The organism is Frankia sp. CgJB1 (assembly GCF_977947065.1).
Window position 1 is genome coordinate 1 of sequence record NZ_CDWTNB010000060.1, and the last position, 20,267, is coordinate 20,267.

General features: G+C 70.1%; 19 protein-coding genes. 10 read left to right on the plus strand and 9 right to left on the minus strand.

The genetic code is table 11. From position 1 onward, the window contains the following. Positions 1-200: type I restriction-modification system subunit M N-terminal domain-containing protein (locus AC08OT_RS09220; RefSeq protein WP_476602716.1), on the minus strand; the 200-nt coding region annotated here is incomplete at its 3' end. A gap of 973 nt (positions 201-1,173) precedes the next feature. Here AC08OT_RS09220 and AC08OT_RS09225 point away from each other — a divergent pair. Beyond that, on the plus strand, positions 1,174-1,473 hold the full coding sequence (locus AC08OT_RS09225) for a type II toxin-antitoxin system Phd/YefM family antitoxin (protein ID WP_476594486.1): 300 nt from the start codon (positions 1,174-1,176) through the stop codon (positions 1,471-1,473). Beyond that, on the plus strand, positions 1,470-1,766 hold the full coding sequence (locus tag AC08OT_RS09230; RefSeq protein WP_476594485.1) for a type II toxin-antitoxin system RelE family toxin: 297 nt from the start codon (positions 1,470-1,472) through the stop codon (positions 1,764-1,766). The genes AC08OT_RS09225 and AC08OT_RS09230 overlap by 4 nt, the downstream gene beginning before the upstream one ends. Positions 1,767-1,957: 191 nt before the next feature. Here the strand turns inward: AC08OT_RS09230 and AC08OT_RS09235 are convergent, their stop codons facing one another. The 4 genes from AC08OT_RS09235 to AC08OT_RS09250 all read right to left on the minus strand — a co-directional run bounded on the left by AC08OT_RS09235 (position 1,958) and on the right by AC08OT_RS09250 (position 5,514). Continuing rightward, entirely contained in the window at positions 1,958-2,785 is an 828-nt protein-coding gene (locus AC08OT_RS09235; protein WP_476594484.1) for an SGNH/GDSL hydrolase family protein, read from the minus strand. A gap of 127 nt (positions 2,786-2,912) precedes the next feature. After that, a complete protein-coding gene (locus AC08OT_RS09240) occupies positions 2,913-4,412 on the minus strand; it encodes an MMPL family transporter (RefSeq protein WP_476602722.1) in 1,500 nt (499 codons plus the stop codon). Next, a complete protein-coding gene (locus tag AC08OT_RS09245) occupies positions 4,394-5,272 on the minus strand; it encodes an MMPL family transporter (protein ID WP_476602717.1) in 879 nt (292 codons plus the stop codon). Before AC08OT_RS09245 ends, AC08OT_RS09240 begins: the two co-directional genes overlap by 19 nt. Beyond that, a complete protein-coding gene (locus tag AC08OT_RS09250; protein ID WP_476602718.1) occupies positions 5,254-5,514 on the minus strand; it encodes a hypothetical protein in 261 nt (86 codons plus the stop codon). Before AC08OT_RS09250 ends, AC08OT_RS09245 begins: the two co-directional genes overlap by 19 nt. A 522-nt stretch (positions 5,515-6,036) precedes the next feature. Here AC08OT_RS09250 and AC08OT_RS09255 point away from each other — a divergent pair. The 3 genes from AC08OT_RS09255 to AC08OT_RS09265 all read left to right on the plus strand — a co-directional run bounded on the left by AC08OT_RS09255 (position 6,037) and on the right by AC08OT_RS09265 (position 8,865). After that, the gene (locus AC08OT_RS09255) at positions 6,037-7,110 is read left to right on the plus strand and encodes a sensor histidine kinase (protein WP_476602719.1); all 1,074 of its coding nucleotides are present in this window, start codon (positions 6,037-6,039) and stop codon (positions 7,108-7,110) included. A 258-nt stretch (positions 7,111-7,368) separates the two neighbouring features. After that, on the plus strand, positions 7,369-8,097 hold the full coding sequence (locus tag AC08OT_RS09260) for a response regulator transcription factor (RefSeq protein ID WP_476592362.1): 729 nt from the start codon (positions 7,369-7,371) through the stop codon (positions 8,095-8,097). Between the two features lie 27 nt (positions 8,098-8,124). Then, on the plus strand, positions 8,125-8,865 hold the full coding sequence (locus AC08OT_RS09265) for a Clp protease N-terminal domain-containing protein (protein WP_476592363.1): 741 nt from the start codon (positions 8,125-8,127) through the stop codon (positions 8,863-8,865). An 8-nt stretch (positions 8,866-8,873) separates the two neighbouring features. Here AC08OT_RS09265 and AC08OT_RS09270 read toward each other — a convergent pair whose 3' ends face one another. The 3 genes from AC08OT_RS09270 to AC08OT_RS09280 form a co-directional block, all read right to left on the minus strand. Beyond that, positions 8,874-9,962 (minus strand): NAD-dependent epimerase/dehydratase family protein, encoded by a 1,089-nt coding sequence (locus AC08OT_RS09270; RefSeq protein ID WP_476592364.1) that lies wholly within the window; start codon positions 9,960-9,962, stop codon positions 8,874-8,876. 140 nt (positions 9,963-10,102) lie between these two features. Next, positions 10,103-10,381, minus strand: coding sequence for a hypothetical protein (locus AC08OT_RS09275; RefSeq protein WP_476592365.1), 279 nt, complete (start codon positions 10,379-10,381; stop codon positions 10,103-10,105). 72 nt (positions 10,382-10,453) lie between these two features. After that, positions 10,454-10,609, minus strand: a complete 156-nt coding sequence (locus tag AC08OT_RS09280; protein WP_476602720.1) for a hypothetical protein — start codon at positions 10,607-10,609, stop codon at positions 10,454-10,456. Between the two features lie 548 nt (positions 10,610-11,157). Between AC08OT_RS09280 and AC08OT_RS09285 the strand changes: the two genes are divergently transcribed. Next, positions 11,158-11,760 (plus strand): NUDIX domain-containing protein, encoded by a 603-nt coding sequence (locus AC08OT_RS09285; protein ID WP_476592366.1) that lies wholly within the window; start codon positions 11,158-11,160, stop codon positions 11,758-11,760. Positions 11,761-12,610: 850 nt separating this feature from the next. On the opposite strand, the gene AC08OT_RS09290 is transcribed toward AC08OT_RS09285, so the two are convergent. Further along, complete coding sequence (locus AC08OT_RS09290) at positions 12,611-14,887, minus strand: MMPL family transporter (protein ID WP_476602721.1); 2,277 nt, start codon at positions 14,885-14,887, stop codon at positions 12,611-12,613. 147 nt (positions 14,888-15,034) lie between these two features. Here AC08OT_RS09290 and AC08OT_RS09295 point away from each other — a divergent pair, with 147 nt between their 5' ends. The 4 genes from AC08OT_RS09295 to hpnD all read left to right on the plus strand — a co-directional run bounded on the left by AC08OT_RS09295 (position 15,035) and on the right by hpnD (position 20,195). Continuing rightward, positions 15,035-15,991: a TetR/AcrR family transcriptional regulator gene (locus AC08OT_RS09295; RefSeq protein WP_476595266.1), complete on the plus strand. Its 957-nt coding sequence runs from the start codon at positions 15,035-15,037 to the stop codon at positions 15,989-15,991. A 937-nt stretch (positions 15,992-16,928) separates the two neighbouring features. Continuing rightward, a complete protein-coding gene (locus tag AC08OT_RS09300) occupies positions 16,929-17,765 on the plus strand; it encodes an SDR family NAD(P)-dependent oxidoreductase (protein WP_476592369.1) in 837 nt (278 codons plus the stop codon). Between the two features lie 439 nt (positions 17,766-18,204). Beyond that, entirely contained in the window at positions 18,205-19,284 is a 1,080-nt protein-coding gene (hpnC, locus tag AC08OT_RS09305) for a squalene synthase HpnC (RefSeq protein WP_476592370.1), read from the plus strand. Continuing rightward, the gene (gene hpnD, locus AC08OT_RS09310; RefSeq protein WP_476592371.1) at positions 19,281-20,195 is read left to right on the plus strand and encodes a presqualene diphosphate synthase HpnD; all 915 of its coding nucleotides are present in this window, start codon (positions 19,281-19,283) and stop codon (positions 20,193-20,195) included. The genes hpnC and hpnD overlap by 4 nt, the downstream gene beginning before the upstream one ends. The last annotated feature ends 72 nt before the right edge of the window (positions 20,196-20,267 follow it).

A 20,267-nucleotide genomic window follows, 5' to 3' on the forward strand; every position in this document is an offset into this window, starting at 1 on the left:
ACCCCAGACCGCAGCTTGATCAACTTAGCGGAAATGGCATTGTCGACCGCCCGCTTGTGTTCGTAGTCCCAGGTGTCGCTGATCCACTTCCAGAACAGCATCGGGAACACGTAGGTCTTGTAGTCGGCCGCGTCGACGGGGCCGCGGAGTGCGTTGGCCGCAGCCCACAACCGCGACTCAAGGTCGGTCTGTGTGATCACAGGCGGATGGGATCCTTCGTCGTGATGGCAGTGGTCCAATCATGCCGTGCTCGGCGGGTGCGTCGGACGGCCACCCGCCCCCGCGCGGGTCGGGCCGTCGCACCACACAGGGGCGCCGACGGTACAGCACGGAAGTACAGCAACCGGCCCGGCTACGGCTGATCGAGACCAGCCGTTCGGCTCCGTGCCACATGACAGTCCTCTGCCCGGCGACCGATCATTTGTGGACGATGACCTGCGGCTACCTACCTGCGTCGCGCATGGCCGGGACCATCGTCGGCTCGTCCTGGGGCGTGACCCCCGTCCCGGCGACGCCACGATCCACGAGATCGATGTCCCAGAGGAATTCTGACGTCACTGTTGTCGACGCACGTCGTCGCTCGGCCGGCCGTCCCCTGGTCGGCCCTTGTTCCCCTCCTACCGGCCATGCGACGACGTGGCCGTTGCAGTCCGGTCAGGCCTCGCGTGGAACTGTCCGACCTCGGCGAAGGTTTCGTTGTTGACCAGTGGCGGATCGCCGCGTCCGGTGGCTGGTCACGCTGGTAGGGACGCCGGGAGTGTGTCGGCTCCCGACGCCCCGAAGATGACCGAGCGTGATAAGAGTCCCGGGCGCGGCCTCGCGATCAGAACTGCCAGTTTTGATCATTCTGGTGCGGACATGGTGCGGACACCGGTCCCGCTTTTCGCCACTCAGCAGCTCTCGCGATCACTTGTCCGCGACGCGGAAACCCCTGCACTGCGGACGTTTCCGTCTACTCTTGCTCGTCGGCACTTGGTGGGCGGGGGAGTTCGATTCCCGCCACCTCCACCGATGCCGCGCGGGGTCGTCCACGAGGGACGGCCCCGCTACCAGCAGAAACACCATCCGCTTTTACGATCCCGCCACCTTCACCGCTGCGGCCACCGCCTCCGCTGCCTTCCGCCCCGCCGACCGCAACAGATGGGCGTACAGGTTCCCGGTAGGCTCGCGGTTATGACCGTCATGCCGTTCACCGAGGCGCGTAACCGCCTGTCGGAGCTCATCGACGAGGTGGAGCGAACTCATGATCGGGTGGAGATCACCCGCCATGGGCATGCCGTGGCAGTCCTGATCTCTCCCGATGATCTGGCGGCGCTGGAGGAGACGCTGGACGTGCTGGCGAGCCGGGAGGCGATGCGGCAGCTTGCGGAGTCCCGAGACGCGGTCGAGGCCGGTGACGTTCTCGATGCCGAGGAACTCGCCGCGCTCATGACAAAACGGGCGCGGAGCGCCGACCGGCCCGACGTGAGGTGACCGAGGCCGGTGAGCAGCCGTTCGAACTCCGGATCACCGGTCCCGCGGCTCGCGCTCTCGCCAGCCGACTGCCCGAGAAGATCGCGGCGGCTGTCCGCGAGTTCATCACGACCATGCTTCTGGACAACCCCCACCGGCTCGGTAAACGACTCCTCCTCCCGCCGTACGAGGGCACCTGCTCCGCTCGACGCGGCGGCTACCGCGTGCTGTACAAAATCGATGAGGAAAACCGCACCGTGACCGTGACTGTGACCGCCGTCGAGCACCGGTCTGGCGCGTACCGCTCCCGCTGACCGCGAGACGTGTCCATTCAGGTGGCGCCGGTAGGTCGTTGGCCTGTGGGTTTGTGATGGGATGACACGTCGGGGCGGGCGCTTGATCGGATTCGGTGGATCGTAATGGTCGGAGGTTGTGTCCGGTCTGTCGCCTGATAGCACCTTCTCGCGGGTGTCCCCGTTACCGTTGCAGCCGACGCGACCCATGATCACCAGGATACGGCGGGCGGCTCCCTGGTGGTACCATGCACCCGATTCAGGGAAGGGAGCGCGGCGGCGGCCATCGCGGCTCCGTAGCGCTCGGCCCCCGCGCTGAACACCGGGCAGGGGATCATCACGGGTACGGTCACCGGGCAGAAGCGGACGTGGTCGGGTCCGCGGACGACCACGGTGCCGTCCGGTCGGCAGGGCTCACCGGCCTGGCAGGGCAGTCGGTCGCTCCATCGACCGCGCATGGTGACCGCAAGGTCGGCGAAGACGACTTCCGTGCCGTCGTGCGCCGCGGCGATCGCCCGCCACATCCGGTCGAGGTCGGTCATCCCGTCCGCGCGGACGGGCTGGTCGGGCCGGGGTGGCGCCACCACGAGACGGACCTGTACCCCGGCCTCGCGTAACAACCGGACGGCGGCACCGGTGTCGGCGGGGTAGGCCGTCGCGACGTCGCGTCCCCGCATGCACGCCGATATCGTGTTTCCGGAGAAGGCCAGCACGGCGACCGTCGGCCGCCAGGCGCGGATCTCGACATCGACATCGGCGAGCCAGTCGCAGGGCGCGGTCCCACCGAAGGTACGTACCAGAACCTGCGCGCCGCCCTCTGTCGCGAGCCGGCTGAACGTCTCCCGGGCCTCCCAGGCCAGCGAGTCGCCCCAGAGCACGATCCGAGCCGGCGCCGGGCGTGCGGTGTCGATGATCCGGCCGCCCCAGCCGGCCCATACCTTGCCGGCCCCGAGTATCGGCAGTGCCAGCAGGAGCAGCGTTAGCAGGAGCAGCGCCAGCAGGAGAAGGAAGGCGACTGGTGGGAGGACGACGGCGAGCACGCCGCCGCGGTCCTTGCGACCGGGCGGTCGAGGCCTGCCGGGCCACCGGTTCCGGACGGCATCCGGAACCGGTGGATTCACGGTCGGGGTGCTGCGGGCCGACGGTGACATCGGATTCCGGTTTCCCTCACCGCCGGTCCGGTTGGGCTGTCCCGGCTGGCCGGGCTGGTTCGGGCACGGCCAGGGAAGAGGCCGTCGACGGATCGGCCTGTGGCCTGGCGTGTTCGGTCAGGCCGATCCGCTCCTGCAAGCGACGCAGCGGTCCCGGCGCCCACCACGCGATCGGCGCGACGAGCCGGAGTACCGAGGGCACCAGCAGGCCGCGCACCACGTAGGCGTCGAGCAGCACCGCCAGCGCGAGGCCCAGCCCGAGCAGCTTCAGGGCGGCGACCGACGAGGTCGTGAAGCCCGCGAAGACGACGGCGAGCAGCAGGGCCGCGAAGGTCACGATCCGTCCAGTGTGGCCGAGTGCCGTCGCCACCGAGCCGATCGGGTCGCCGGTCCGGTCGTACTCCTCTCTGACCCTGGAGAGCAGGAACACGCCGTGGTCCATGGACACGCCGAAGGCCACGCAGAACACGAGCACCGGGATGCCGGCGGGCAGGCTGCCGGTCGCGGTGACGTCCAACAGGCCGGCGAGATAACCGTCCTGGAAGATCCACACGAGTGGCCCGAAGACCGCCGCCATCGTGAGCATGTTCAGCGCCAGCGCGGACAGCGGTACGACGATGGAACCGAGCATGAGGAACAACGCGACGAAGGTGACCAGCGCGATTACCGCGCCGGCCAGCGGGGCTCGGGAGGCGATCGCGTCGATCGTGTCGACCCGCTCGGCCGCCTGGCCGCCGACGAGGGCCGGGAACGGCGCCGGGACCGCACGCAGGCCGCGTACCAGCCGGGTGCCTTCGGCGGAGATCGGTTTGACGACCGGAACCACCGATAGATAGACGGCATCCGCGACGGCCTGGCGTGGGCGCGCCGCGGGCGTCGCCCCACCCAGCCGCCGGCCGTCCAGGTAGCTGCCGTCCGGGGCGTCCACCCGGGCCACTCCGTCAACGCGCGAGAGCGCGGCCGCGTACCCGGCGACCGCCGCCCCGCCGGGCGGCCCGGGGACATCCACGCGGACGACCCGCAATGGGCTGCTCTCCCGCCCGTCGAAGCCCGCCCGCAGGATCTCGGCCGCCGATCGGGCCGCGCTCGACGGAGGCAGGTTCCGATCGTCGTTGACGCCCAGGGAGAGATGGCCGATCGGAACGGCCGCGAGCACGAACAGCGCGACCGTCGGCACGAGGACCAGGACCGGCCGGCGCATGACGGCGATCGCGGTCCGGTACCAGAAGGCTGGTTCGGCCGGTGCCGCCGGTGCGGCCGCGGCGCCGTCCGGCCGTTCCCCGTCCCCGCGCCGCTCCCGCCACCAGCGCCGCGACGGGCGGGCGATCACCCGATCGCCGAGGGCCGTGAGCAGGACGGGCACCACGAGGACGGCCGACAATCCGGCGAGCGCGGTGGCCGCCATGCCGGCGTACGCCATCGACCGGAGGAACGGCAGCGGGAAGAGAGCGAGCCCGATGAGGGCGATGGCAACGGTGGCGGCCGAGAAGACGACCGTCAGGCCCGCCGCCCGGATCGTGCGGGCAAGCGCCGCATCCCGCCTGCCGCGGTCTGCTCCGTCTGCTCCGTCTGCTCCGTCTGAGCTGTCCGTTCCGTCGGCGGCACGGTCGGCTCGCCGGCCAGTTCCTCGCGGTACCGGGCGATCAGCAGCAATGAGTAGTCGATCGAGAGCCCGAGACCGAGACCCACCGTGATGTTGGTGGTGAAGGGCGACATCGAGGTGACGGCGGCGAGCAGTCCGACGATGTTGATCGCCGCGAACACCGCGACCCCGCCGGCGACGACGGGAACGAACGCGAGCCGGATACGCCGCAGGTAGACGACCAGCAGCAGGAGCACGGGGAAGGCGACCAGTTCCGCGCGGGCGAGATCCGACGTGCTGCGCTTGCTCGTCTCAGCGCCGACCACGTCCGAACCGGTCACCCCGACCGTCACCGGTCCGTCGGCGCGGGCGGAGCCGGCGGGGGCTGCGGGGACGCGCAACGTGTCGGCGAGCTGGTGGGCGAGGTCCTCGCGGTCGGCGTCGTCGCCGGCGAGGCTCGCGAGCATCAAGCCGTAGCGCTCGTCGGTGGACCGCAGCGAGGTGGCACCGGTGTCCCAGTAGGAGACGACCGAGACGACCCCGGGCGTGCCGGCCAGCCGCGCGCGCAACGCCCCGGCCGCGTCGGTGACGGCGGTGTCGTCCACCCTGCCGTCGACGGCCCCGACGACCAGGACGACGCCGGTGGGCGCGACACCGAAACGCTCGGCGAGCACCGCCGCGGCGCGTCTCGATTCGGCGTTCGGCGGGGTGTCGCCGCTCCCGGCCAGGGTACCGCCGACGGCTATCCGCAGCGCCGTCAGGCACACCAGGACGATCAGGACGGCGAGAGCCACCACCCGGCGCCGGGCGACCAGCCGGGCGGCCGGCCCACCCCCGGCCTGGGGCGGAGCCGGGACTTGTCGGTGTCCGCGATGTCCGCGATGTCCGCGGTGCCCGGTGTCCGGGTCGCGGGGATGCGGGGATGCGGGGATCCGGGGATCCGGGGATCCGGGGATCCGGGGATCCGGGGATCCGGGGATCCGGGGATCCGGGGATCCGGGGATCCGGGGATCCGGACCGACGGGGTCGAAGTCAAGGTTACCTCACCTTAGCGGGGGCCGGACGCGCAACGGGCCCACCTACGGGTCCGGCACCCCGCCGTGCCCGGCGAGCCACCGTGTCCGCGAGCCGCGCATCGTCCGGCCTGGTCGATCCGAGTACGCCAGCTCCCGCCGTCCATGCCATCGGGCCGCCGGGCACGACCGGTGGGCACCTCGCCGATTCCTACCCCGTTCGCCGGTCTGATGCGGACCTGGACCGTGGTACAAGGCGGGAGCGCGGTGCCGCGTCGTACCGTCGGAGGGCGATGCGTGACGGTGTGGCCGGCCCGGATGCCGGCGTCGGGCCCGGCACGGCGATCCCTCCCGGGCACGGTCCCGGGACGGATCGCCGTGCCGGCTGGCCTGCTGCACTCGGAGGTGTCCCGCGTCGGTTCCCACTGCGAGCCCGGAAGGCGCCGTCACCCGCGTCGCCGTCACCCGCGCCGCCAACATCGCCGACGGGAACACCGGCACCGCCCTCGCGCCCGTCCGGCAGCGGTGGGGCCCCCGCGGCCCGGATGGCCCGATCGGCGGATGTGGTCGTCCACGCCATGACCGCCGTCGCCGCGACGCTCTTGATAATCATGGTGGGTGCCGATCCGGTGCGGCTCGCACTGGTGGCTCTCGTGCTTGTCCCCGCTGCGGTGGAGATCACGACTGCCCGGGTGCCGACCCTGCTCGGCGTCGGCTGGAATCTGACGCTGATCGGCCTGCTGGAGGCCGCCCACGCGCCGAAGATGGTGCTGCTGCTCGCCGTCACCACGGCGACCTGGGTCGCGTTACGGTCCGCGTCGGTGCCGCTCAACGCCGTGGTGTTCGCCGTGGGCGTCGGCATGACGGTGGCGCAGTATTGGATGGGGAGTCCAGACGCCGAGGGCGACCACTTCACAGACGGATTCCTGGTCTGGGTCGCGGCCCTGCTGTACGGCACGGGCACCGGTTTCATCCTGCGGCGGACCCGGGAGCTGGCCGAGGAGTTGACCGAGGCGCAGAGCAGGCTGGTTGCTGCGGCGGCGGACGAGCGGCGGCGGATCGCGCAGGACGTCCACGACCTGGTGGCGCACTCGCTGGCGGTGGCGCTGCTGAACATCACCGGCGCGCGCCGGACGATGCGGCGCGCGCCGGTCCTCGCCGACGAGGCCCTGGCCCGAGCGGAGGAGGTCAGCCGGGAGAGCCTCGCGGGGATCCGGCGGGTCGTCGGGCTGCTGCGGGAGGACGCGGGGCCGATGCGGTCCGGGCCCGGGCCCGGACCGCTGCCGGCGGCGCAGGACATCGGAGATCTCGTGGCGGGTTACCGACGCAGCGGCCTTCCCGTGCGGCTCGAGGTGGAGGGCGACGTCGGGACGCTCGACCAGGCGGCAGGCTCGGTGTTGTTCCGGACGGTGCGGGAGGCGCTCGCGAACGTGCTGCACCATGCCGACGCCGCGCCGACGTGGGTGCGGCTCGACATCGGTCCGCGCGTTGTCGGGGTGATCGTCCGAAACGATCTTCCGGCGGGTGGGGTGCGGCAGCGTCATCAGGCGCATCAGGCGCATCAGGCGCATCAGGCGTCTTGGGCGCCTCGGGTGGCACGGGTGCTTCGGGTGGCCTAGGTGGCACGCTGGAGGGTTCGTCCGAATCTCGCGCCGACGCCCGTGCGGATGCCCGTCCAGGGGGCCGGGGGATGGGCCTGACCGGGATCGCCGAACGGATCCACGCGCTCGGTGGGACCTTCGACGCGGGCCCTCGGGACGGCGCCTGGGTGGTGGCCGCCGGCATCCCGGTGGGAGGCGCCGTGCCAGAGCCCCTGTGGCCAGAGCCCCCGTGGCCGGAGCCGCCGTACCCGGCACCCAGGCGGCCGGCGGTACGGGATGGCTGAACTCCCGGGCCCGCTGCCGCCGATCCGGGTTCTGCTCGTCGACGACCAGGAGTTGATCAGGGCGGGACTGGCGCTCGTGCTCGGTGCGGAGAACGGCGACGGGCCGGGTGGGGTGGCCGCGATCGAGATCGTCGGGGAACGGTCGGATGGCGACGAGGTGGTGGCCGCCGTGCGGTCGCTGCGCCCGGATGTCGTTCTCCTCGACATCCGGATGACCCGGATGGATGGCGTCGACGCGATGCGCGCGCTTGCCAGGCTCGGCCTGCATCCGCCCGTCCTCGTGCTCACCACCTTCAGCGACGACGACGCGCTCTGGGGGGTCATGGCCGCCGGTGCGGCCGGATTCATCCTGAAGGACCGGCCCGCGGATGACATTGTCCGGGCGATCCGACTGGTCGCCGCGGGCGGCTCGTGGATCGACCCGTCGGCCAGCGAGCGGCTGCTCGGCGCGTTACGTGCCGCACCCACCGCCGACCCGTCGTTGCGCCGCCGGATGGAGCGGCTGTCCGACCGCGAGCGCCAGGTGCTGCGGGCGATGGCCCGTGGCGCCACCAACCGGGAGATCGCGCTGGCGCTGCGGGTCAGCGAGCGCACCGTGAAGGCGCATGTGGGCAGCATCTTCCTCAAGTTGGAGGTACGGGACCGGGCCGGCGCGATCGTCGCCGCCTTCGACGCCGGCCTCGCCACCCCGGGCGGTTTCGTCGTCGATTATCTCGAATGATCTTTACCGTCAACCTTAGGTTGACGAATGATCGAACCCGTTGGCATGACCTCTCCGGTGCGCCTCGACGACCTGATCGAAGCGATCAAGAAGGTGCACACCGACGCCCTCGAACAGCTCTCCAGCGCGGTCCTCGCCGCCGATCATCTCGGGGACGTGGCCGACCATCTGATCGGCCATTTCGTCGACCAGGCCCGTCGCTCCGGCGCTTCCTGGACGGACATCGGCAGGAGCATGGGTGTCAGTAAGCAGGCGGCACAGAAGCGTTTCGTGCCGAAGACCCCCGGCGAACCATCGGCCCTCGATCCCGGTCAGGGATTCAGCCGGTACACCGAGCGGGCCAGAAACGTCGTGATGGCGGCGCAGAACGAGGCCCGAGCAGCGAACAACGCCGAGATCGGGCCCGAGCATCTGGTACTCGGGCTGCTGATCGAGCCGGATGCGCTGGCTGCCCAGGCGATCGTCGCGCAGGGTGTGTCACTGGAAGCCGTCCGGGTAGCCGCCACCGCGGCGCTGCCGCCGCCGGCCGAGCAGGTGCCGAACCTCGTCCCGTTCGACACCAAGGCGAAGAAGGCGTTGGAGCTGACGTTCCGGGAGGCCCTGCGGCTGGTGCACAACCACGTCGGGACCGAGCACATCCTGCTCGCCCTGCTGGAACTCGAGGACGGCACCGGCGTGCTCCACGGTCTCGGCCTCGACAAGGCTACCGCCGAGACCCACCTCACCGCCGCCCTGGCGGCGATTCTCGCCGCCCGCGAGCAGGGGTAGCGCCCGCGTCAGGCCCGCTGCCCCATGCCGGTGCGGACCTCCTCCCCCCGGCCCCGCGCGGTGCTTGGCATGAGCGGGGGTGTGGGCAGGCCCGCGCCCTCGCGCAGGCCGGTGAGGAAGCTGCCGATCGCGGCGCGGGCGTCGTGGCGGGGCGACCAGCCGAGCTCTGCCCGGGCCCGGGCAGTGTCCATGATCGGTAGATGTAGGACGGCGTCGAAGAGTTGCGGGGAGGCGGGCACCAGATGCAGGTGCCAAGCGGTAGCCAGAGCGCCCCGGGCCAGGCCGGCCGGCATCCGGATGATCCTCGCATTGAGGATGTCGGCGAGCAGGGGTACGTCGACCACCGGGTCGGCCGCGATGTTGAAGGCGCCGCGGGCCCCGGTCAGGGCCGCCAACCGGTAGGCGTCCGCGACGTCGGAGGAGTGCACCACCTGGAAGCGCAGCCCCGGCAGATCTGGCAGCACGGGCACCGTCGCCGGGTGCGTGGGCGCCGCTGCCGGCCGTATCACCCGGCCGGGCAGCAACGGCCCAGCGAGCAGGCGCCGTTGCTGGCTGGCCGCCTCCCGCTTGAAGATGAACCCGGGCCGCAGCCGCACCACCCGGATGCCCGGATGGTCACGTTCGAAGGTGTCGAGGACCCGCTCCAGATACGCCTTCTCCCGGGTGTAGGCGGCCTCGGGCCAGCCGTGGGTCGGCCATCCTTCGTCGACGGCGCCTTCCCGGGCGGCGGGCGAGTAGGCGCCGACCGATGAGGCATGCACCAGCGCGGGCACGCCGGCTCGGGCTACGGCCTCGAACACGCGGATGGATCCCAGGACATTGGTCCGCCATGTGGTCAAGGGGTTGTGGGTGGGCTGGAACAACCAGGCCAGGTGGATCACGACGTCGGCGCCCTGGAACAGCGGGGCGAGGTCATCCGTGACGACATCGACCTGTGCCCACTGGGTCTTCGGCGCCGTCCATGTCGGGTTGCGGCGGGACACCCCGACCAGGGAGCCGACCTCGGCCGACCGGCCGAGGGCCGCCAGCACGCTCGTGCCGACATTCCCCGTGGCTCCCACCACGACGATCTTCAGGTTGCTCGGGGTTGGCGTCACCTGATCCACCTCATCCACCTCCTGCGGTCGACCGGGAATCCCCCGTCGGGGGAAGCGGTCTCCTGTCGGAGGAATGGATACCCGCCGACGGGCGTCCAGATGCAGCCCTCAGCTCTCGATGAGCTGCGGTGCGCCGTCCGTCACTCCGAGGCGGCCGCGAGGGAGGCGGTCAGTCTTGCCGCGAGGTCGTCCATCACCGTGGGGGAGACCCAGTCGGCGGCCTCCGCCGCGGTGAGCTCGGCCATCGTGGTGACGTGACGCCGAGCGACGACAACCAGCCAACCCGGCAGGGCGGTCCTGATCGCGTGCGCGACCCGCCAGCCGGGATCGACCAGGATGCGCTCCCGGGGCGGCAGCCCGTCCAATGATGCGTTGCCGACGCAGGAGAAGCAGCCCTCGACAACGCTCGTTGTGTCCATTTTGATCATCTAGGGCATCGATCAGTATCAGTCGGTATCAATTCAGTGTCGATAAGTATCGATCGGCATCGATCAGGTGAACAGGCCGCTGCCCCAGTAGTCCTTCGTGCCGGCCCGGAAGCCTGGCGGGATCGCGAAGATCGCGCTTCCGTTGTGCCGGATGTACTCGTTCAGCGCATCCTGGCCGGACAGCCTCGAGCTGAGCCCAGGACCGCACCGGGACGACATCGGGCTCGACCTGTGATGTTGTGGTGCATGACCTGTGGTGCATGGTCCATGGCGGGGCCATCGCCCCCGGCGAGCCCGCTCACCTCGGCCCGTTCTCCCGGTCCGTTCCGCGTTGACCGGTCACCTCCGTCACCGACAGCTATCGACACAATTCTTTCTGTCGTATCGCTGTCCGGTCCGCGTTGCGGATACGGATCGGCGAGGTAACCGCACCCGCTCTCCTCGCCGGTTCGTCTTCATTATTTTTTGCCTTAGTTCCGCGAAACGCTGGCGGGTCGCGCCCCTTCGTGGTCGCCTATCGTTAGTGGCCCACCGCGTCGCCCACCAGTCGGCGGCAGGAACATCAATTCCGTTCGTCAGTACTATGTGAAGTATGTGATAATATGAAGAAGGATCTTGACTTTTCCCTAGTCGACCGGGCTCTGTCGGACCCGGCCGGCGTGCCCGGTGACGGCCTGATGCTGCGGTCGGTGATGTCCTCGAAGCCGCCGGCCACCCCACGGCAGCGTCCTGACCATGGCACTGAGGCGAGCTTGAACCGACCTCCGATGGCGCGACCCTACGCTGCGGCGGGTGTCCTGTTCTTCGATGAAGAAGACCGCATACTGCTCGTTGAACCGTCGTACAAGCCAGGCTGGGACATTCCGGGAGGCTTTGTCGAACCGGGGGAATCGCCCTACTCGGCGTGTGTACGGGAGGTCGCCGAGGAGCTCGGTATCGCCCCACCGATCGGTGGTCTGCTCGCGATCGACTGGGCGCCCTGTCTTAACGACGGATGGCTCGACAGCGAGATGCTGGCCTTCGTCTTCGACGGCGGTGCGCTGCCCGCCTCATGGCGGGAGCGCATCCGGCTGGACATGGACGAGATCATCAACTGCGCGTTCGTCCCTGTGGACGAGGTGGGCGGGTTGCTGCCGCCCCCGCACGCGCGACGGGTCCGTGCCGCCGCGGCCCTGCGGGGGGCGCCGCAGCGCGGCGGATACCTGGAGTTCGGTAATCAGATTCCCGAGCCCGTCGGTGGTCTGGTGAGCGTCGCGTCGCTCGGTGGGCCGGATGCTCGGGGCGCGGGCGCGGCTCAGGCGCTCGCGGGGCCATCCGCACGTGGCGCGGTGATGATGTCCAGCTCGGCGAACGAGGCGATGGAAGCATGACCGTCGGCGTCTCGGCGAGGATCCGGCGCACCGCCGGCTCGGCGTGACGGTCGCGCACCCACGCCCCCAACCGGGCCCGGGCATAGGGGAACAACGTGCCCAGTACCGCCGCGGTCGCGCTCGTGGTTCCTTCGATGTCGATGGGCGCGACCTCCGCCACCCGCTTGATCCCCGCCACTCCCTCGGTCTCTGCCACCCGTTCGACGGCACTCACGATGCCGTGACGAACTGTGCTCTCCGGCGCAGAAGGCCGTCGAAGTCGGGGATACGCGTGGCCAGGTCACTGCCGGTGAAGTCCCCGATCCGAAGGGCGCTCCGCCGAGTGCAGTTTCGTGTTAAGAATTCGTAATGAAGTAATTAATGCAAGCCAATATGCGTCTTCGCAGGTCACGGGCTCGCGAGGACCCCGAAGTGAACAAGTTATTTCATTCCGAATCCTTTGCTTATTGTCGGATTATTTCCTGTTTCTTACTTGTTTATTTCCGGTGCCGTCCGCGGCGTGTTCGAGATACATCGGTTACTGTTCCGACCATGACGGATGCCGCGACGCGCGGCGGGACCCTGCGGACGCCTCCCGCACCTGCGTGGAGTGCGGGCCTACCGCGCACGCGGACGTGAACGCGGTGGTCAACATCCTCTGGGTCGGGCTGGCTTCTGATCACTCGCTATGACCTTGACGATCTTGTCAGTGCCGTGACGGTGGCGCATCACGGCCTGCTCCGGATCCGTTCGGCGACGAACGTGTCCTCGGCCGGCTCACCGTCTTGGCCGATCCCGGCCGGCCAGGCGGGCGCCCCGCGGGCTGTCACTGTTCGGGCGGTCCCGCACTGTTCGGGCGGTCCCGTGAAGATCAGCGCATGGGTTCGCCGGTGCGTGAGCTCCGCTCCTCGCGGGCCGCCTGCCCGGGAAGCGGGCGGGCCGGCACCCCGGCCGCGGGACGGCCCGCGACGGCGTCCTCGGGCAGCGGAGTGTGCCGGATCTCCTCCAGATCCTCGGCGGACTCGACGGAGATCCGCGGCAGGACCCGGTCGAGCCAGGCTGGTACCCACCAGTTCGCCGTGCTGAAGATGTGCATCAGCGATGGCACCAGCACGGTCCGGATGATGAAGGCGTCGATGAGGATCGCCGTCGAGAGTCCGAGGCCCATCAGCTTGATCACTCGTTCGTCGCCGAGGATGAACGAGGCGAAGACCAGGATCATAATCGCGCCGGCCGCGGAGATGACCCGGCCGGTCTCGGCCTGGCCGAGCGAGACGGCGATCCGGTTGTCCCGGCGCGCGGTCCACTCCTCGTGCATCCGGCTGACCAGGAACACCTCGTAGTCCATGGACAGGCCGAACAGGATCGCGAAGAGGAGCACCGGGATGAACGCCTCGACCGGGCCGCCGCTGATGCTGAACAGTGACGCGCCCCAGCCCCACTGGAACACCGCGACGACCACGCCGAAGGCCGCCCCGACCGCGAGCAGGTTCATCAGCGAGGCGGTCAACGGGACCAGCAGGCTGCGGAACACCGCCACCAGCAGCAGGAAGGCGAGGAGAACCACGATCCCGATGAACAGCGGCAGCTTGCCCGACAGCGTGCTGGAGAAGTCCTCGAAGATGGCTGTGATGCCGCCGACGTAGATGCCGGTGCCGGCCTGGTTCGCCTGCGGGATCACGTGGTCGCGCAGCTGGTTGAGCAGCTTCGAGGTCGCCTCGGCCTGCGGGCTCGTCGTCGGGTACAGGGTGGCGATCGCCGCCTGCCCGTTGGGGCTCGGCCGCGGAGCCGAGACGGAGGCGACGCCCGGTGTCGCGCGAGCCGCTGCCACCACGGCGTCGAGGCTTGCCGTGTCCCGCGGCGAATGGATCTCGGCGACGATGCTGAACGGGCCGTTGAACCCCGGTCCGAAGCCCTCGGCCAGCAGGTCGTAGCCGCGCTTGGTGGTCTTGGAGGGGTCGCCGTTGCCGAGGTCGGACGAGCCGAGCCGCAGCGAGAAGAACGGGATCGCGATGACGGCGATGACCACCGCGCTGACCACCGCGAACAGCTGGGGCCGTCCCTCCAGCCGCTTCGCCCAGTGCCACCAGAAGCCCGAGGTGCTTTCGTGCACCGGGCCCTCCTCGGCCAGCCTGTGCCGGTCGTGCCGGTTGAGCACCTTCATGCCGTAGAAGCCGAGCAGGGCCGGCAGCAGGGTGACTGCCGCGGTCATCGTCATCGCCACGGCCACCGCCGCCGAGATCGCCACGCCGTAGAGGAAGCTCACACCGAGTGTGAACATGCCGAGCAGCGCGATGCAGACGGTCATGCCGGCGAAGAGCACGGCGCGCCCGGAGGTGTTGACCGCGGTGACCGTGGCCTCCTCCGGGCTCTTGCCGGCGCGTAGGCCGATGCGGTGCCGGTTGACGATGAACAGGGCGTAGTCGATGCCGACGCCCAGTCCGATCAGGGTCGCGAGGACCGGGCTGAACTCGGCGATCGTGAGGATGTGGGGGAGCAGGATGATCAGGATGCTGCCGACCCCGAGGGCCATGATGGCGGTGATCAGGGGCAGGGTGACGGCCAGCAACGAGCCGAAGGCGACGAAGAGGATGATCGCCGCGGCGATGATGCCGATCAGCTCGCTGTAGCTCTGCTCCTGCTGCTCGATGACCGCGACGACCTGACCGGTCGCCTCCACCTGCAGGTCGTCCCTGCCGTAGCTTCGAGCGATGTCGACCAGCTGCTCGATGTTCTCCTTGGGCAGCTCGATGCCCTGCAGGTCGAAGTTGACGGTCGCGAAGGCCGTGTGCCCGTCTTTGCTGATCTGGGCGGCGCCCCGCGGGCCGTAAGGGCTCGTGACCTCGGTGACGTGCGGGATCTTGGCGAGCCTGCCGAGCATCTCGCTGGCCGGATCGGAGATGGCCCGATCGGTGATGCGAGCTTTGTCACTGTGCAGCACGATGGTGGCGCTGTCTCCCGACGCCGCCGGGAAGTCGCGTTGCAGGAGGTCGATGGCCTTCTGCGAATCGGTGCCGGGCAGGGAGAAGGCGTCCTTGTAACTACTTCCGGCCACCTGGCTGATGCCGCCGAGCCCGAGCAGCGCGACGATCCACAGGAACAGGACGAGCCGACGGTGCCGGAAGCACCAGCGGGCGAGCGAGGCCACGGTTTCCCCTCGGGCGTTGGTGATCGGTGGTATCGCTACCTGCGACGTCGTGCTGACGATTTGCTGCTGAGAAACTTACCGGTCGTTCAGTAGGTAGAGTTGAGAGTAACATCCGTCGCGGACTCGATCGGGGGGTGCAGGGCCGCCATGACCGATCCGGCATCGCCCGATCCGCGGGGCGATACCAGATCGCGGATCCTTGCCGCCGCCATGAGCCTCTTCAGCGAACAGGGGTATGCTGGTACCTCGGTGCGGGACATCTCCGAGCGCCTGGGAGTGACGAAGGCAGCGCTCTACTACCACTTTCCGTCGAAGGAGACGATCCTCGACGCCCTGCTGGAGCCCTTCGTGTCCGAGCTGGGTCGACTCGTCGATCTCGTTCGGCAGTCCCCGCCGCCGTCCCCCCGGGTCATCATCGAGCGATTCGTCGAGGCCCTGGCGGGCCCCGGTGGCGTGCTGCTCGTCTTCGCCGACGACCCCTCGGTGATCCACTGCAAGATCGGCAAGAGCGACGTCCTGTCGCTGCAGCAGGCCCTCGTGCACGGGCTCGCGGGGCCGGCTCCCACCTATCTCGGGTTGCTGCGCGCGTACTGCGCGGTCGGGTCCCTGCGGGGGGGGATCATCGGGATGGCGATCGAACGTGCCCAGGCCGCCGCCCGGCAGTCCACCAGCGCCGACGAGGAGCGCGGCGGCACGGGCGAAGCGGTCACCTGCTCCGAGCGCCTCCGGGTCCTCGTCTCGCAGGTACCGAGGACATTCACCCCCCTGGTCTCCGCCGCGGAGCAGGGGGAGATCGTGGCCGCCGCCCTCGCCGCTCTCGGTGACGATCCCGCCGTCTCCGTCTCCGTCTCCGTCTCCGCCGCTGACTCTGGCGCGGCCTCCGCCGCTGGCTCCGGCGGCTGCGGCGCGGTGGGTGATGAGGGGCATGAAAGTGACAGGTCTCCCTCCGGTGCCGACCTGACCGGGTCACAGGATGCCCCGGTCGCCGACGCGGGTCCGGTCGCGACATCTTGCCCGGCGCACGGGGAACGTCCCGCGTGCCGGGAGGCCGCGGCGTCTCACCCGCCTCCCGCGCCGGACCTGGCCTCCGTCCGGCTCCACTGACGACTGTATGCGCCGGATCGTGAGCGATCCGGCGCATCACCCCTTCGTATCCACCCACCTTCGCGGTTCATGTGCCTCATCTCACTCTTCAGACGTTCGTAGACGGTGGTCCGTCTATTTGGTCGTGGCAAATGCCGCTTTCGCTCTTGTTTGTCTGGGGCGGTAGGGTGGCCGCGTGTGGAGGATGGATCAGTGTTTGGATGATGAGCCTTCCGCCTGTCCGGCGCACGCCGCGGACGGGTCGACACATCTGCCGCCGGGGGTAGGTCTTGGCGGCTTTGCCTCCGCCACTGCTGGTGATCTTGTGGTGACCGGATCGGACTGGCGGGAGGGTGTTGGCGTCGGAGCCGGCCGACCATGACCCTGATGCCGCGTACCGGCCTCGAGTCGGCAAGGTGTCGTCGCCGCGTCCTTCCTCCGGAGGCAATGCGGTTGTAAATAGTCCGCAATACCCAGTCGTCGATGTGGAGCCAGTTCGAAGTTTCCGGAAGAAGGTCTCCGAGAGCAGATTCCGAATCGATCGGACCGCTGTCATATCGGGCGACGCCGGGCGGTCGGGATGGGGGAGTGTGATAGGGAGTCCAGAGTCGCGCTTGGCCCTCGCTGTCCGATGTCGCCCATCTGACCATGGACGATCCGGCGACGGGACGGTGGAATGGTGGCAGTCGTGAGCCCGGTGGCGCGGAGTTACCAACGCACCGAGGATCCGGAGCCCGGCGTTGATGAGATGAGCAGTGGCTGTTCGGATCGGTGCCGCCCGCCAGGGTGGCCGACGCAACGATCCGGCCGGCGAGTTCGTGCCAGCGGACCACACCGAATCACCTTCGGTCGGACCACCTCGCAACGCGGGGCGACGAGTAGGGAAAGTTGTAGGTGACGTGCAACCAGTGCCCGCGGGGGAGAACGGCGTGAGGGGAATGACCGGAAGCGGTGTGTCGTGAGCACCCGGTCTCGCCCCGCTTTCGGTAACGGAGTGTCTACATCTCTTACTGGGCTGGTCATGCGGGCCGGCTCGGGCGTCTCGACCTGGCCGCCCCGGACCGCCGTCATCACGGGAGCATCCAGCGGTATCGGCCGGGAGGCCGCGCTGCTGCTGGCCGCGGATCGATGCCGGTCGCTGCTGGTCGGTCGCAACGGGGCCGCGCTCGACGAGGTGGCCGCGGCGACCGAGGGGCACCGGATTGCGGTCGACCTGTCGAGTCCCGGCTCGGAACTGATGGTCTCCTCCCGGGCGACCGAGCTTCTCGGCGAGGTCGACCTGCTGGTGTGCTCGGCCGGCCTCGGGGCTGCGGGCCCGTTCGAGGTGATGTCCCCGGCCGCGATCGCGGAGCTGGTCACGGTCAACGTGCTGTCGCCGATGATGCTGGTCCGGGCCATGTTGCCGGCCATGCTCGACCGCGGCCAGGGGCGCATCCTGCTGGTGGGCAGCATCGCCGGCGCGCTGGGCGTGCGCGGTGAGGTCGCCTATTCCGCAACCAAGGCCGCTCTGCTCGGTTTCGCCGACGCGTTGCGGTCCGAGGTCGCCGGTCGCGGTGTGACGGTGACCCTGTGTCTACCCGGCGTCGTCGACACACCATTTTTCCACCGCCGTGGCGCGCCCTACGTCCGTCGCTGGCCCCGGCCTATACCGGCCGGGCTTGTCGCGCAGCGCATGCTGACGGCCACCGGACGCGGCGACGCCGAGGTCTGGGTGCCACGCTGGTTACTCGGCGCGGTGCGGGTCCACGGTGCGATCCCGTCGGTGTACCGCAGGCTGGCGGGTGTCTTCGGATGATCCGCGGCGTGGTCTACCCGGCCGCTCCCGGCTTTCCGGCCGGCCCTGGGGGTGAGCGACACCGACGATGAGAGTGCCGACGGGCGGCGGCCGGCCGTAGGCCGCAGGCCGCCCGGGTGGTGCCGCCGGAGCATCATCTCGCCCACGGACCTGTGAGGACCAACCGAAGGGGGCCGGCCAGGCGGAGCTCATCCCGATACCGGCCCAGGGCCGGCCCATCTCCCGTACTGGCCCGCGCTGATCGTGCCCATGACCACCCGGTGCGATCCGTATCCTGATCGCCTTGGCGAAACCCAGGCAGCTACCCCCACCACGGAGTCTTCCGAAGAGCCTTCCGAACCCGGCTCTCCGGGTACGTCCGCGCCGGTCGTGGCCCCCGGGGATGCGGGATCCGGCCCGACCGCGTCCGTAGTGCAGACCGCCATCGAAGGAGAGGCGTATGACAGCCATCGACGCCCGAACCAGCCCATCACGCACGCCTGCCCAGCCGGCCGCGACGGGCCTGGCAACTCCCGCCGAGCAGCTGCTGCGCGCCGCCCCGGCGGAGAACTTCCCGGTCTCGCCGTTCGTTTTGCCCGCGGCGGTTCGTTCCCACTTCAACGCGTTGTACGCCTTCAGCCGGCTCGTCGACAACCTCGGCGACGAGGCGGTCGGCGACCGGCTCGCCCTGCTCGACCGGTTGTCGGCGGACCTCGAGGTGATCTGGACAGGCAGGCAGCCGGAGCTGCCGGTCCTGCGCCTGCTCGCGCGGACCGTGCGGGACTGTGACCTGCCCGCCGAACCGTTCCAGCGCCTCGTCGAGGCCAACCGGCAGGACCAGCGGGTCACCCGTTACGAGACCTTCGACGACCTGGTCCGCTACTGCACGCTCTCGGCCGACCCGATCGGGCGGATGGTGCTGGGCGTCTTCGGGCTGGCGACCCCCGACCGGGTCGTGCTGTCGGACCGGGTGTGCACCGCCTTGCAGCTCGCCGAGCACTGGCAGGACGTGGCCGAGGACCTCGCCGCCGGCCGGATCTACCTGCCGCTGGAGGATCTGGACACCTTCGGGGTGACCGAGGCCGATCTGCGGGCCTCCGTCGCGAGTCCGGCCGTGCGCCATCTGATGGCCTTCGAGGTCGCTCGGGCCCGTACGGTGATCGACCAGGGCGCTCCCCTGGTGTCGATGGTGCCCGGGCGGCTGCGGCTGGCCCTGGCCGGTTTCGTGGGCGGGGGCCGGGCGGCGTTGGACGCGATCCGGCGCGCCGACTACGACGTGCTCGGTGGGCCGCCGAAGGCGGCGAAGCCACGGGTCGCCGAGTTCGCGCTGGCGGCGCTGGCCCGGTCGCTGGCTCCCGGAGCGTCGGCGGTGGCGCACACGGCGGCCGCCGTCGCCACCGCGACCAGCGCGGCCGGGGCCTGGCCGGGTTCCGGTTCCGGTTCGGGTTCCACGGCCCACGGCGGCACCGCTGCGACGAGTACCCAGGCCGGCGTCCCCGCCGCACAGTCCGTTCTTCCGGAGATGGGTGAGGTTCGATGAGTACCGCGGCGCAGTTCCCCGCGGGCCGGCCGACCGTGGCGGAGGCGTATGCCGCCTGCGAGGCTGTGACCAAGGAGGCGGCACGCAACTTCTCCTATGGCATCCGCCTGCTGCCGGCCGAGAAGCGGGGGGCGCTGAGCGCCGTCTACGCGCTCGCCCGCCGCCTCGACGACATCGGCGATGGTGATCTCCCCGAGGAGGCGAAGTTCGCCGGGCTGGCGCAGGTCCGCGCGGAGGTCGAGGAGCTGGGGATGAACAGCTCCGATGATCCGGTCTTCGTCGCCCTCGCCGACGCCGCCCGCCGGTTCCCGATCCCGCTGGAGGCGTTCATCGAACTCGCCGACGGGGTCGAGAGCGACGTGCGCGGCACCACCTACGACACGTTCGACGATCTCGTCGGCTACTGCCGCCTGGTTGCCGGGACGATCGGGCGGCTCTCGCTCGGCATCTTCGGTAGCGAGCGGGCCACCTCCCACCGCGACGCCTCGGGGGTCGCGGACACCCTCGGGGTCGCACTCCAGCAGACGAACATCCTCCGGGACGTGCGCGAGGACCTGCTCGGCGGCCGGATCTACTTGCCGCGCCAGGAGCTGAAGGCCGCCGGCGTCGAACTCGAGGTGGACGCGACCGGTCGTCTCGGCGGGCCCCCCGACGCGCTCATCGCGTACCTGCGGACGTCGGCGCAGCGAGCGGAGGAGTGGTATGGGCGTGGGCTCGTCCTGCTCGACCTGCTCGACCGGCGCAGCGCGGCCTGCTGTGGGGCGATGGCCGGCATCTACCTGCGGCTCAACCGGCGGATCAAGACCGATCCGTCCGCGGTGCTCGATCGTCGGCTGGCGCTGCCCGGCTGGGAGAAGGCGGTCGTCGCCGCCCGCAGCCTCGCGGGGCGGCCCGAGATGAGGGCGGCATGACCACGGGTGCCGGCGCGGACGCCGCGCCGGCACGGGGGCCGCGGCCCGCCGGGCGGACGGACGGACGTCCGC